The organism is Shewanella youngdeokensis (assembly GCF_033180165.1).
Taxonomy (GTDB): domain Bacteria; phylum Pseudomonadota; class Gammaproteobacteria; order Enterobacterales; family Shewanellaceae; genus Shewanella; species Shewanella youngdeokensis.
On record NZ_CP136522.1, the window covers coordinates 3418107 to 3430237 of the forward strand.

Annotated in this window: 12 protein-coding genes; 8 read left to right on the forward strand and 4 right to left on the reverse strand. The window is 40.5% G+C overall.

Annotated features, from left to right (window positions below):
* The first annotated feature begins 190 nt into the window (after window positions 1-190).
* Window positions 191-661 (forward strand): transcriptional regulator ArgR, encoded by a 471-nt coding sequence (gene argR / locus RGE70_RS14670; protein ID WP_310472190.1) that lies wholly within the window; start codon window positions 191-193, stop codon window positions 659-661.
* A 352-nt stretch (window positions 662-1013) separates the two neighbouring features.
* Window positions 1014-1298 carry a hypothetical protein gene (locus RGE70_RS14675; protein WP_310472191.1) on the forward strand — a complete coding sequence of 95 codons (285 nt, stop codon included), beginning with the start codon at window positions 1014-1016 and terminating at the stop codon, window positions 1296-1298.
* Window positions 1299-1501: 203 nt separating this feature from the next.
* Here the strand turns inward: RGE70_RS14675 and RGE70_RS14680 are convergent, their stop codons facing one another.
* A complete protein-coding gene (locus RGE70_RS14680; RefSeq protein WP_310472192.1) occupies window positions 1502-2365 on the reverse strand; it encodes a hypothetical protein in 864 nt (287 codons plus the stop codon).
* A 34-nt stretch (window positions 2366-2399) separates the two neighbouring features.
* Window positions 2400-3830: a bifunctional D-glycero-beta-D-manno-heptose-7-phosphate kinase/D-glycero-beta-D-manno-heptose 1-phosphate adenylyltransferase HldE gene (gene hldE, locus RGE70_RS14685; protein WP_310472193.1), complete on the reverse strand. Its 1431-nt coding sequence runs from the start codon at window positions 3828-3830 to the stop codon at window positions 2400-2402.
* A 110-nt stretch (window positions 3831-3940) separates the two neighbouring features.
* Between hldE and RGE70_RS14690 the strand changes: the two genes are divergently transcribed.
* The 6 genes from RGE70_RS14690 (at window position 3941) to RGE70_RS14715 (ending at window position 10727) form a co-directional block, all read left to right on the forward strand.
* The gene (locus RGE70_RS14690) at window positions 3941-4867 is read left to right on the forward strand and encodes an LpxL/LpxP family Kdo(2)-lipid IV(A) lauroyl/palmitoleoyl acyltransferase (protein WP_310472194.1); all 927 of its coding nucleotides are present in this window, start codon (window positions 3941-3943) and stop codon (window positions 4865-4867) included.
* A 518-nt stretch (window positions 4868-5385) separates the two neighbouring features.
* Entirely contained in the window at window positions 5386-7008 is a 1623-nt protein-coding gene (locus RGE70_RS14695; protein WP_375087864.1) for a methyl-accepting chemotaxis protein, read from the forward strand.
* A gap of 41 nt (window positions 7009-7049) precedes the next feature.
* Complete coding sequence (locus tag RGE70_RS14700) at window positions 7050-8183, forward strand: porin (RefSeq protein ID WP_310472196.1); 1134 nt, start codon at window positions 7050-7052, stop codon at window positions 8181-8183.
* A gap of 9 nt (window positions 8184-8192) precedes the next feature.
* Window positions 8193-8597 carry a phosphate ABC transporter substrate-binding protein gene (locus tag RGE70_RS14705; protein ID WP_310472197.1) on the forward strand — a complete coding sequence of 135 codons (405 nt, stop codon included), beginning with the start codon at window positions 8193-8195 and terminating at the stop codon, window positions 8595-8597.
* Window positions 8598-9179: 582 nt separating this feature from the next.
* Entirely contained in the window at window positions 9180-10313 is a 1134-nt protein-coding gene (locus RGE70_RS14710; RefSeq protein WP_310472198.1) for a hypothetical protein, read from the forward strand.
* Window positions 10314-10322: 9 nt separating this feature from the next.
* Entirely contained in the window at window positions 10323-10727 is a 405-nt protein-coding gene (locus tag RGE70_RS14715; RefSeq protein ID WP_310472199.1) for a type 2 periplasmic-binding domain-containing protein, read from the forward strand.
* 125 nt (window positions 10728-10852) lie between these two features.
* Here the strand turns inward: RGE70_RS14715 and RGE70_RS14720 are convergent, their stop codons facing one another.
* On the reverse strand, window positions 10853-11248 hold the full coding sequence (locus RGE70_RS14720) for a hypothetical protein (protein WP_310472200.1): 396 nt from the start codon (window positions 11246-11248) through the stop codon (window positions 10853-10855).
* Window positions 11249-11382: 134 nt separating this feature from the next.
* The gene (locus RGE70_RS14725; RefSeq protein WP_310472201.1) at window positions 11383-12009 is read right to left on the reverse strand and encodes a DUF4347 domain-containing protein; all 627 of its coding nucleotides are present in this window, start codon (window positions 12007-12009) and stop codon (window positions 11383-11385) included.
* Between the last annotated feature and the right edge of the window lie 122 nt (window positions 12010-12131).

Below are 12131 nucleotides of genomic sequence, written 5' to 3' on the forward strand. Positions count from 1 at the left end.
GACTTTAATGTCGATGTAGGTCCAAAAAAATTAAAGTTCCAAATAATAGAATTAATACTCTAATCTTGCTTTTCTTCATCCAAAACCAGCATAAATTTGAATTGTTATGCATAAAAAGCAGTAAAATTTGACAGGATTGATGAATATATTCATCATGGGCCGGTATTTTTTGAATAAAGAATAATAAGATATGCAAACTAGCAAGAATCCAGACGATCTAGTAAAGACATTTAAGTTGATATTAAAAGAGGAGCGTTTTGGCTCCCAAAGTGAAATTGTCACCGCACTTCAAGCAGAAGGCTATGGCAACATCAACCAATCTAAAGTTTCTCGTATGCTCAGTAAATTTGGAGCTGTTCGTACTCGTAACGCTAAACAACAAATGGTTTACTGCTTACCCGCTGAACTTGGTGTGCCGACTGCCGGTAGCCCACTAAAAAACCTTGTTCTTGATGTGGATCATAACCAATCCATGATTGTGGTAAGAACCAGCCCAGGCGCAGCGCAGTTAATCGCAAGATTATTAGATTCAATAGGCAAGCCTGAAGGGATTTTGGGCACGATTGCTGGTGATGATACTATTTTTATCTGTCCATCAGACATTCAACAAATTGACGATACACTTGAAACGGTTAAGTCGCTGTTTAATTACGTCGAATAAACCGATGAAGAGTAACCTTAATAGGGCAACAACTTTGCCCTATTAAGGTATTCGATAACGGTTATTGGCTCATTAATCTTGATTACTAACAGCTAACCTCCCAACACGCCTGTTCTCATTACAATATTTACTTGTTATTTCAAACTGAAACCACGCTAAGGTGTCTACAGCACACCAGCAGTTACAACCAACAGTAAAAACCTTACTGTTGCGAAGAATCAGAATCACCTAGACATAACAAAGCTGGCTCTCAAACTATATCTATACCAAGCAATAAAATTCACTTGCAGAGACTCAAATAATCTAGCAATATCAAACAATGTTAATGAATAGTTAATTAAGGTGAATTTAAATGCAATCGACCGGTACGTTAAGCGCGCAAGCTTCCTTTATTGAGCGCGAAAACAGAAGTGCTACGCCAATTGATGAACATAAGCATTGGTCATTACTCACTAACGCACAGCGGTTTGCATTTTATACCTTAACTAAATTAGGTTACCGCTTATTATTTGTGCGCAACGTTAACCAGTGTAGCACCGCCGTCGCGAGCCAAGAAAATAAGCTCGTCACAATAGATGATGAAGGTGATATTGATTTTAATCCTAGTATTGTACTTAGGGAATCGAGCAACCGCTGACCATTTGGCTATGGTGGTATTATGTTTATGCTTGTAACTATTATTGTAAGCGTAGGCCGTTTACTTGCTGTAACTTATGTCACCAGTTAAATATTTAAACACTCATTTTTTGTCAGTATCGACTTACCACTTTAATGGGCCAATATTTAGCACACAAAACCAAACCATTATTTGTAAGCTTGTTTTACTATGCGAGAACTAAATTAAAACCGCTGTAGAGTAGAGGTGATTCTTCCGTCCATATACTGGGAAGACAACCACTGGTTAGCAGAGCGCCTTCCCATAAGTTCACTTAGAGTCGGTTTCAGGTATTGTCCTAATGCCGGTTTACGCCAATACATATAACCTGGCAAAGGTTGTACAGTGCCAGCACCAAAAGTACGTTGAATAAGGCTAGAAAACTCGGCAAGTTCCCCGCTAGTCGGTACAGTTATCTGCGGCCAACTATCAATTAAGAAAGCATCAAAGTTGGTAAAATCAACCAGCTCTTCAGCACTATACAGCGCCAGCACTTGCGACATTATAGGCACACTCCAGTGTGACAAAAAATCGATGCTGGACATGACATCAATGTTACGTCGGTGGTATTGCTGCCACGCTAAAGCAAGACTATTTGTCTCTTTAGCGCTGCGCCAGATAAGGTAAAGGTCCGCTAACCACTCATGTTGAAAAGAACTGCTAATCGTAATGTCTAACGCTTTAGCGGTTTCAATGGCCTGAAAATGCCCCAACTCGTGCCAATAGGTCATGTCAGCTTTTCTGAAAAGTGCCAGCGAAAAATCCCCAACTCCCCAATTAACCGAGCGCTCTGATGGTAATTGAGTGAGATCAGTAACGATAACACCTGCAACGTCTTCATGTGGAGTCGGTAAAGCCATCGCAGCCCGCCGCCCCAGAGAAGTGCGGATAGTTTCAGTTGTAGGCAGTAGTGGTCTAGCTGAAAGCGGGAGCTGCCTTAAGCAATGCTCCAACTGACCAAGATCGCAAATAAGGACTTGTTTAGTCCCAATGTTATCCCAAGCAAAACCACCAGTCAGTGTCATCCCCACCAGCAATGTTGTTAACATAGCCGGCCGGCTTCACAGCTATGCTTGAGTCCCACTATTGGTTAGCCATTATATTTTCAATAATGGCTGTTGTTGAGACCCCTTTTTCAAATCCGAGCACTTCAACACTACCACCAGCGGCAATAACTTCGCTACCACCAGCAATATCTTCCACTTTATAATCGCCGCCTTTAACCAGTAAATCCGGTAATAAACGGGCAATAACACGTTGCGGTGTATCTTCACTAAAAGGCACAACCCAATCAACCGACGCCAAACCAGCCAATACGGCCATACGTCTATTTTCTGGGTTAACCGGACGCCCTTCACCTTTAAGGCGCTTAACCGATGCATCACTATTAACAGCGACAATTAATCGATCACCGAGTGCTTTAGCTTGTTGTAAGTAACTCACATGCCCAGCATGTAAAATATCAAAACAGCCATTGGTCATCACCACGCGTTCGCCACGTAATTTAGCCTGTTGAAGAGCATAAACTAACTGATCTTCACTGACAGCGCCAAAACCTGACTCACCTTGGCTTAACGACAAAGCCTCAATTAACTCAATACGCGTCACGGTTGACGTACCCAGTTTAGCTACAACTATCCCGGCTGCAGTATTGGCAATCGCGCAAGCTTGCGCTAAATCACTACCGGCTGCGATTGCAGTCGCTAAAGCTGAGATCACGGTATCACCCGCCCCTGTAACATCATAAACTTCGCGCGCAACGGTCGGAATATGCAGCTCTGGCTGATCTTTAGTGATCAACGTCATACCTTTTTCTGAACGGGTAACCAGCATCGCTCCAAACTCGAAGTTAGCTATTAAAGTCTGTGCTTTACTCACTAAATCGGCTTCCGATTCAACTTTACCAACGACAGCTTCAAACTCACTCATGTTAGGTGTTAGTAAAAATGCACCGCGATAACGAGCAAAGTCACAGCCCTTGGGATCCACTAAAACTTTAACGCCCTTTGCATTAGCTGATTGAATAAACGCTTGAGGTGAAATTAACGCTCCCTTGGCATAATCAGACAATACAGCAACATCAACATCATCTAGCTGGGCAACGGTTTTAGCCAGCAGTGCGTCACTTTCAGTTTTTGAATAACTTTCTTCAAAATCTAAACGTAGCAATTGCTGGTTACGTGACATTACGCGCAATTTCGTGATAGTGGGCTTACCCGCGACTTTATGCCAATTAGGCTCAACGCCTAAGGCTCGAATACCAACGGTTAAGGCATCTGCGGTTTCATCAGTTCCTACAATCCCGGCAAGGCTCGCTCTGCCGCCTAGCGTGGCAATATTAATCGCTACGTTAGCAGCCCCGCCGGGCCTATCTTCAACCTGGTCGACTTTAACAACAGGGACAGGAGCTTCTGGTGAAATACGGGCAGTCGGGCCCACCCAGTAGCGATCTAACATTACATCACCGACAACGAGTACCTTGGCGTTTTCAAATGCTGGCAGAGAAATCTTCATAATAGCTGTGTCTTTCACAAAATTTACTGGTGATTGTACCTAATTTTTACTGATTTTGAGTCAGTTTGCGTTAGAATAATAAGTAATTTTTCAATGAATTCGAGTTTTCAGTGGTAGAAAAAGCGCAGTTCTCATCTCATTTATATCATCCTAAGTACTGGTTATTGTGGTTAGGCGTAGCCGTAATGCGGTTAACGCAATTTTTACCAATGCGTTTTCAAATGAAGCTTGGTGCCGCAATAGGCACATTAGCGAAGCGAGTGATTGCTAAACGCGTGCATACAGCTCAGCGAAATTTACAGTTGTGCTTTCCTGAAATGACCGATGCTGAGTTACAAGCGTTATTGCATGAAAACTTTGAGCAAACCGGCAAAGCGATTTTCGATACTATTAATGCTTGGTGGTGGTCAGATAAAAAAGTTCAGCAACATATGACCATAAAAGGCCAAGAGCATATTGAGCCGCTACTCGAAAAAGGCCAAGGAGTTATATTATTTGCAGTACACTGCCTACCATTAGAAATGGGCGCGCGTATTTTTGGCCAAATGCACCCAGGAATGGGTGTTTACCGACCTCACAACAACCCGGTCATGGAATACTTGCAGGTGAAAGGGCGACTGCGTTCAAACAAAGCACTAGTCCCGAAAAAAGATGTACGCCAAATGGTGCGTAGCCTAAGAGCAGCCAACGTTATTTGGTATACAGCAGACCAAGATTTTGGTCGCTCAAGTGCTACCTTTGTACCTTTCTTTGCTGTTGAAGAAGCAGCAACGATTACTGGTGCTACTGCACTAGCAAAGCTTGGAAAAGCTAAAGTGGTGCCCTTTTTAGTTGAGCGTAATGACACAGACACTGGCTATACTATCGAATTTCAAGCGCCGCTTGATAACTTCCCTGGCGAAAACGAGATTGAAGACGCTAAACGTGGTAATCAAATAATCGAACAGATTATCAATCGCAATAAAAGCCAATACATGTGGCTACATCGCCGTTTTAAAACACGTCCAAACGTTAGTGACCCATCACTATATAAATAAGATCCTACAGCCCGTTGCATTTAAGTAACGGGCTGTGATCTCATTGCATCGATAAGACAACATCGTTAATCACAAAGCAATTACGCTCCCCGCTTTAACCATATTTTAGCCGTCACCAAAAATTTTATTTGCAGCGGAGCTTAATTATGGCTTAGGTAATAGCAATTGATAACTGAAGCAAATATAATTTTACGGAGCAGTAACCAACGCGGCGACAGCGCAATATAGTAGATAAAATCAACACGTCCAGAGCAAACATCTCAGTTAAACTCACAATAAAAACGCTTATAATTAAAGTATATTAAGCAGAAGAGTAAGGCCTTAGGGTATGCTAAGCCATTGCTTATACGTATGACCAATAATAAAAAACGTTTGATAATAGACCAAATCCATCAAAAAGCAATCGTACTGTCACACAATTTCACACAATTGTGTTCTAAATCAACATAATTAATAGGTTTTATTGCTATAACCTCTGCTTAACAGACATGTCCGACCAGTTAAAGCAGTATAAAATTATGATATCAATTTCAATTAGAACAAAAATATCTATTATTGCATCAATCGCTGTTTTAGCACTTGCGGTTGTATCTCTAATGATTTCAACAACACTTAATTACAATACGAAGACTGTCAGTAACATTCAAAATATTGACTACCCCACCCTAAGTATTTCTTCGTTAAATAAAGTCTTGATGCAGCAAGCATCTGAACGATTTAATATTGCGGTTATTTTAGGTGATACAGAGTATCTCGATGCAAACATGCAAGTTGAAAAAGATATCCATCAAGGGCTTAAAAAGTTAAAGTCTCTTGATAAGTCAAACGACGTCAACGTGATAAGCACACTACAAAATAACATCACCATATATTTTTCTGAAGCACGAAAAATTGCTACAGGAATTATTGAAGGAACAATTCCACTTTCTGACGCTGCCGTTTTGGCAAAAAAAAATAGTGCCTTACTAGAGTCAATTAATACCGCACTAAACCAACAGTACAGTGCCCAGCAAACTAAAGTGAACAAGGTCGTTACCGAGCTCGCACAAAAAAACGAGAACATAAACGTCCAAATACAAATCACCACTGTGGTTTGTTTATTAATTATTCTGCTTCTCGCCTGGTTTATTATTAACGGGATTAAAAATGATTTAGAAAAGATAATTAATAAGATGAAAGATATATCTTCGGGTCAAGGTGATCTAACCGCAAGGCTTGAATACCATAAAAAAGACGAATTAAAAGACTTTGTTGACCACTTTAATTTATTTGTAGAAAACCTTCACGGTAACATTAGCAGCGTATTGAGTAACGTAAACTCGTTAGAGGCCATTTCTAAAAACTTAATCCAAACAAACTCAGTCACCCAATCTTTATCGCAAGAACAACTTAGTTCCATAGAGGAAGTGGCCTCAGCAGTAAGCCAGATGTCAGAGGTGGCACAAGATATTGCAGGCAATGCCACTGATACCGCCGGAGCCGTTAACAACGCATTGGGCTTATCTAAGCAAGGTAATGACTTTGTCCAAGAAACCAAAGTCGCCATTAATAACTTGGTCGCCGATGTAAAAGCGGTTGTTGATGTAGTATCTGAATTAAACAGCAGCACTAAAAACGCCGAATCCATCCTGCACTCAATTAATTCTATTGCCGAGCAAACCAACCTGTTAGCGTTAAATGCAGCCATTGAAGCCGCCAGAGCAGGTGAACAAGGTAGAGGCTTTGCGGTTGTCGCTGACGAAGTTCGCACCCTTGCATCACGCACCCAAATTTCAACAAAAGAAATACAGCAAGTCCTTGAACAATTGCAATCGCAAACCAACGTCGCCATGAAACTCATATCCGGCAGCGTTATCAATGCCGAAGCATGCACCGACAGAAGTAATGACGCAGAATCAGCATTATCTAAGGTGATGAAAAATGTCATTGATGTTGAACAGCGTAATGAACTTGTAGCTGCAGCAACTGAAGAGCAAGGGCAAACAACGCTCGAAATTGAAAACCATCTATTATCGATTCGAGATATGTCTCACAAGACAGCAGATAGTGTTGAACAAGCAAATAAAGTTGCCGTCGACATCCAAAGTATCGAAGAAAACTTAGCGTTAATCACCGCTCAGTTTAAAGTAAACGCAACATAAAATATCAATATAGAGTTAATCCACAAGGAAATATAAAGTCGATGAAAAAAAGTACTACAGCCATTTTAGTTGCAGCGGCAATAATGCCAGCTTGTGCAAATGCTGCAACAATGGACGACCTACGGATAAGTGGTTTTGGTAGCGTAGGGGTTGGTATATCAAGTAATGATATCGGCTTTGCAGGATATGAAGATACTGTAAATTTTAAACAAGATACATTAATAGGTTTGCAATTTGACTTTAATATCAATAATAAAGCAAAAGTCACCACGCAATTAGTGGCCGATGGCCGTTATGATTTCGAGCCCACTATCGAGGTAGCTTACTTAAGCTATGATTTAGATACCTTTACAGTACGCGGTGGAAAAATGCGTACTCAACTTTACATGTATTCTGATTATTTAGATGTAGGCTATGCCTACCCAATGATCCGCCCTTCGCTTGAAATTTATGAGAACCTCATCATCAGTAACTATACTGGTTTCGATTTTCTCATTCCATTCACAATTGGTGAGTCCACCTTACAACTGCAACCTTTTGCTGGCGGAAGCCAAGTTGAAGAGAGGCACTCATCGCTCGGAAACGAAAGTGCTCCAACCTTCGGTGTAAAAATTGAAATTGATAACTTGTGGGGGATGACAGCACATTGGTATGTGGCAGATTGGACATTCAGAGCCGCTTATTCCCAAGGTGAAATAGCCGAAACGGGTGTACCTGAAATGGACGTTCTAGTGGCTAATAAAACTTCTAAATTTAGCTCTGCTGGCGCCCAATATAACAACGGCCAGTTTTTGCTCAATATCGAAGCAATGAGCATGACATTAGACGGCCCATATCCTGACAATCTCGGCTTATCAGCCTTACTAGGTTACCAGTTCGGTAGTTTTATGCCTTACGCCTCAATTAGCAATGTTCATACTACCGATGATGTAGATCGAGCAGGTGCAGGTATTCAACAAAGTTCAGAACGAATGACCTATTCAATAGGTGGTCGATGGGATTTTGCTAAAAACATGGCATTAAAAATCGATGCTACTTATTCTGATTTCTGCGATACGTACGGAGGATTCGAGTCTAACTTTGATTACCAGAACGTCAACGGTAACATAGTCCCCGTGGGCACTCTTTATGACGATACCTTCGTATACTCAATGTCTATTGATTTTGTTTTTTAAGGGACTCTTATGAAAAAAATTATACTCGCTGCCTTAGCTATGATCTCTTTCAACTCAGCAGCCGGCATTATCGTTATTGGTAACCCGCAAGGCGTTGACTCGTTAACTTTAAACGAAGTTAAAAAACTGTACTTGGGTAAGTCGACTCAAGTGAACGGCGCTAAAGTCGCATTATTTGAGTTACCAGAAGGCTCAGCAGAGCGCGTATCATTCCATAGTTTAACCACTGGCCGTAATGATGCTCAGTTACAGTCAAATTGGTCTCGGTTGGTATTTACCGGTAAAGCCGAAGCGCCTGAAATAGCGGCGGATCCAACTGCAATCATTGATAACGTAAAATCGACAACCAACTCAGTTGCCTATATCGATGAAGCAAATGTCACTACAGAGGTAAAAGTCCTACTAAAATTGTAGTTACTTAGTCATAAAAATTATGCTGCGTAAAAGGCCAATTAACTATAATTGGCCTTTTTTATATTTTTGTAATAAAGCCATTCCATTCGTATAAAAGATTAAGTACTGCATTAATGAATTGTAGTGTTTCTATATTTTAAATCACAACAAGCAAAAGTAGCTTTATGGTACCTACCATTGATTACATAGAATAAGTCCAACTTAATACAAAAAAACAGCACACAAAACAAATATAACTGCACATATAAAACAGGCATTTAAACACCTAATAAAACTTTGAAATACAAACGAACACCAATAAGAATAGCAAAATAAGCAAAAAAACAGATCCAAATCAAATAACAAAACTTTATTCGGTATATTATTTATTTCAAAGTAAGATTCTAAATATACAGCAGTGAGTAAACAACATTTATAATAAAATATTTATGCAAATTAAACTTTGCTAAAGTTAGATTCTTTAAATTTAATTTAGAGAATTTAACTTCACTGTGACTTTCCATTAGTAGCAAAAGCAAACTTTTGCTATATATAGTATTAGATAAATTTAAATTCAAGTGTTATTTAAGGGAATATATATCTATGAAATTAAGCACCTTATCAATTATTATTACAACTGCAATAATGCCTATTTATGCAAGCGCTGCTTCTATGGACGATTTACGGCTCAGCGGTTTCGGTAGCGTTGGGGTTGGCATATCTAATAATGATGCAGGCTTTGCCGGTTATGAAGATAAAATCGATTTCAAGCAAGATACACTAATAGGCTTACAATTTGATTTTAATATCAACGATAAAGCGAAAGTCACCACGCAATTAGTAGCTGATGGTCGTTATGATTTTGAACCGACTATCGAAGTCGCCTATTTAAGCTATGATTTAGACACCTTTACTGTACGCGGTGGCAAAATGCGTACCCAGCTGTATATGTATTCTGACTATTTAGATGTGGGCTATGCCTACCCTATGATCCGCCCTCCTTTAGAAATTTATGAAAACATTATCATCAGTAACTATACAGGTTTTGACTTACTCATTCCGTTTACGATTGGTGAAACTACCTTGCAACTACAACCTTTTGCTGGTGTTACCCAAGTAGAAGAGCGGCACTCATCTTTCGGCTCTGAAGGAGATGCAACCTACGGTATAAAAATTGAAATTGAAGATTTAATTGGGATGACGGCGCACTGGTATGTAGCAGATTGGACCTTTAGAGCCGCGTATTCACAAGGTGAAGTTGCCGAGACAGGTGTAGCTCAAATGGACTTTTATGTAGCCAATAAAACGTCCCAATTTAGCTCCGCCGGCATGCAATATAACAACGGTCAATTATTGTTTAATGCTGAAGCCATGAGCATGACATTGGATGGACCATACCCTGATCATCGCGGTTTATCAGCTTTACTCGGTTACCAACTAGATAGCTTTATGCCATATGTTTCAATCAGCAACACTCAAACCACCGATGATGAAGATCGCATTGGTGCAGGGGTTAAACAAAGTTCAGAACGAATGACCTACTCTATTGGTAACCGTTGGGATTTTGCAAAAAATATGGCACTAAAAGTAGATGTCACCTATTCCGACTTTAAAGATACTTACGGCGGCTTAGGGTCTAATATTGACTATCAAATCATTGATGGAAACCTGCTTCCAGTGGGAACCCTACTAGACGATACTATCGTGTATTCAATGTCTATTGATTTTGTATATTAAGGAGCTAACATGAAAAAATATCTATTAGTTGGCTTAGCCATATTATCTTTCAATTCTTTAGCGGGTGTGGTCGTCATTGGCAACCCACAAGGGGTTGATTCGTTAACTCTTAATGAAGTTAAAAAACTATACTTAGGTAAATCGACCCAAGTAAACGGCGCTAAAGTGGTGCTGGTTGAATTACCTGAAGGCGCAGCCGATCGCGTTGCGTTTCATGGCTTAACCACCGGCCGTAATGATGCCCAACTACAATCTAACTGGTCGCGGCTGGTGTTTACAGGTAAAGCAAACGCACCGGTTATTGAGGCCGATGCAGCAGCTGTAATTAACAAAGTAAAGTCAACCAGTAATGCGGTCGGTTATGTTGATGAAGCCAATGTTACAGCCGATGTGAAAGTGCTACTTAAACTATAGTGAATTGCACTTTACCCGCAAAAAAAGCCGATTATACATAATCGGCTTTTTTCATATTTTATGGGCAAGTAACAGTTAGCCTAAGCGATAAGCAAATACCGTAACCCTGCTTCTCAAAATAGAGGTTAAATAAATAAAGCAATCATGCTGCCTATCGTAGCAGCGGCTTTAACGTATTGACCTGCTGTGTATGAAGTGTCTTCTTTTTCTTCAACTTTTTCCGGATGATCCAAGCCTAGCGCCCCAAAAGCGAATGACTTTAAATCGGCCTCATCAACCGCGACCTCTTCTTGCTCTGCAGCCAACTTTTGCTTGGCCGCGTCCGAAAGTACCACCGTTGAGTCGACTTCCGTCTCTGGTGTATTTACGTTGGCATTACCGACGACATTAGCGGTTGCACTCAGAGCCTGTTTAGCTTTGCTTGCAAGGTTAGCATCAGCTATATTCAATCGGCTGTCAGGTACCAAAAGCGAAGCTAAAACTTGGCTTGAGTCATGGCGACTTGCGTTAACATTTGTCATTGAATTAACCCTTGAATAAGCTACAAGTAAACAGTGTGTTACATTGCAAGCTATAATATCAGCCCAGCAATAAAACCCTAGCTAATAAAAGGTAAAGTTTGATACAAATCGTATCCTATTCAGGTTCTGTTAAATTAAAAATAGCTAACGCTGTACTGTACAGGGGCAAACTGATGATCCATGCTGCCGTAAGTACTAATATCAAGTTCGGTAAGTCGAGTCATCAGCTTTATTAAATGCTCACCTTTCGGGTTCACAATGCTGTCAGATGTTAAGATCATAAAATGACTGCCACTGCCAAAATACGCCCCAAATTGACGTACGCTCTGGCGATGCTCAACTAAATAGGGTTTATCAATCCAACGTCCACCAAGATAAAATGCACCACTTGCCGATGACGCCACCATCACCACCCCAATATAATTAGCCTCGGTAGTTAATGCTTGATTAATTTGTGCAAATGGCTCTTCGCTCGCATCAAGCACTAATACATGCACTTCGGCTTGTAGTGAATTAAGCAACCCTTCGAGATCTTGCACTGTATCATCAACAATGACTAACACTGTTGAGCTTTGAACATTCAATAGCAAAGGTTTTAACGGTTGCTCGTTTGCCTTCGCACTGGTGACAAATATGCTGCATAACAGCAAAAATGAATATGTCACCCATTTACAAAACCGCAAGTCTGACGGCTTAAGCATGGCGAACGTCGTGTTTGAACGAGCCAGATTAGTAACGGTTGATTGCGTTTGGCTTTTCATATTGGGCTTCCTACATAAGCTGAATCATCACTGTTTATGTAGATATTGCATAGAACACGCCAACATTATTAACTGCTTATTTTCAGTAACATAACCAAACTTAACGAATAAAAAGCCACTCT